The sequence below is a fragment of the Bacillus cereus group sp. BfR-BA-01441 genome (assembly GCF_022663075.1).
Classification (GTDB): domain Bacteria; phylum Bacillota; class Bacilli; order Bacillales; family Bacillaceae_G; genus Bacillus_A; species Bacillus_A cereus.
In genome coordinates this window covers 1-1,363 of record NZ_JAKUEU010000207.1, presented here as the reverse complement: position 1 = coordinate 1,363, position 1,363 = coordinate 1, and the positions used below count along the sequence as shown (strand labels likewise).

The window sequence follows — 1,363 nt, the reverse complement described above, 5'->3', positions numbered from 1 at the left end:
TCAGGTTTAACCTCTGGTTTTACCTCTTTGAACTTCACTGTTTGTCCCATATCTTCAATATCAGAGTGAATTGCTACTAAGACATCATTTTGATATAACTCTTCAAATACTACTACTTCTTTACCTTGTAGTTCAGAAGCGTTAAATGTGAAGTCTAGGATAATAAAACCATCTTTATTTTTCGCTGTAAACTTAGCTTCTGATGTAACTTCTTTACCATTAATTTTTAATGGTTTGTTTGTAGATTTATCCATTAGTTTACCTTTTACAACATACTCTTTCCCTACGATTAAGTCTTTGTATTCCACTTTATCTTGGATAGTTACAGATTCATTTGCATCTAATTCTTTAGATCCGTCAGCTTTGTTTGTAGCTGTTGTTTTCACAGAAGGTTTAACAAACTTCACTGTTTGACCTTTATCTTCAATATCAGCATGTGTTGTAACGATTTTTTCATCTTTTAGTAATTCTTCAAATACTACAACTTCTTTGTCTTCTAAACCAGTTGCATCAAATGTGAAGTCTAATGTAATAGATCCACTCGCTTTTTTAGGTGTAAATTTAGTTTCTGATGTAACTTCTTTACCATTTACAAGTAAAGGTTTGTTAGTTGATTTATCCATTAACTTTCCTTTTAAAGTGTACTCTTTCCCTACTTGTAGATCTTTGTATTCCACTTTATCTTGGATAGTTACAGATTTAGACGTATGCATTTCTTTTGTATTGTCAGTTTTATCACTGGCTGTAGTTTTTATTGATGGAATTTTTTCATCTTCCACTTTCTTTTTGATGATTTTACCATTCTCTAATATTTCGAAATTAAAGACAGTCTCATTAATGAAATAACCTTCTGGAGCGCTGATTTCTTTAAATGTGTATTTTCCAAATGGTAATTTCTCAAATGTTGCTTTTCCTTTTTCGTCAGTAGTTTTTTCTACCACCATTTCGCCTTTTTCGTTGATAATCTGGAATTTAGCATTTGAAAGTGGTTTGCTGTCTGCTATATCTACTTTAGTGATTTCTAAAGTACCAGTGATACCTTTATTTGTTGCTGTTAGTTCAATAGTTTGTCCATTTTCTTTTACTTCAAATGGAATTTCTTTTTTATCAAGTACATAGCCTGTAGGTGCTTCTTTTTCAACGAATTTATAGCTTCCATACACTAAATTTTCAACAGCAATTTCACCATTTTCATTTGTTGTATATTCCCCTACTTTTTCGTTTGTAGCATCAAATAACTCGTACACCGCGCCTTTTAACTTAGTACCTTCATTATCAGCATCTACTTTAACTAATTTTACATTACCCTTAATTACTTTATTTGTAACAGTGAACGGCAATGTTTTAGCGTTCTCTTCAATAC

Annotated in this window: 1 protein-coding gene; it reads right to left on the bottom strand. The window is 31.3% G+C overall.

The window, feature by feature from the left end:
* Positions 1 to 1,363, bottom strand: a 1,363-nt coding sequence (locus MR107_RS29985; RefSeq protein WP_242293154.1) for a VaFE repeat-containing surface-anchored protein, incomplete at both ends; no start/stop codon positions are given.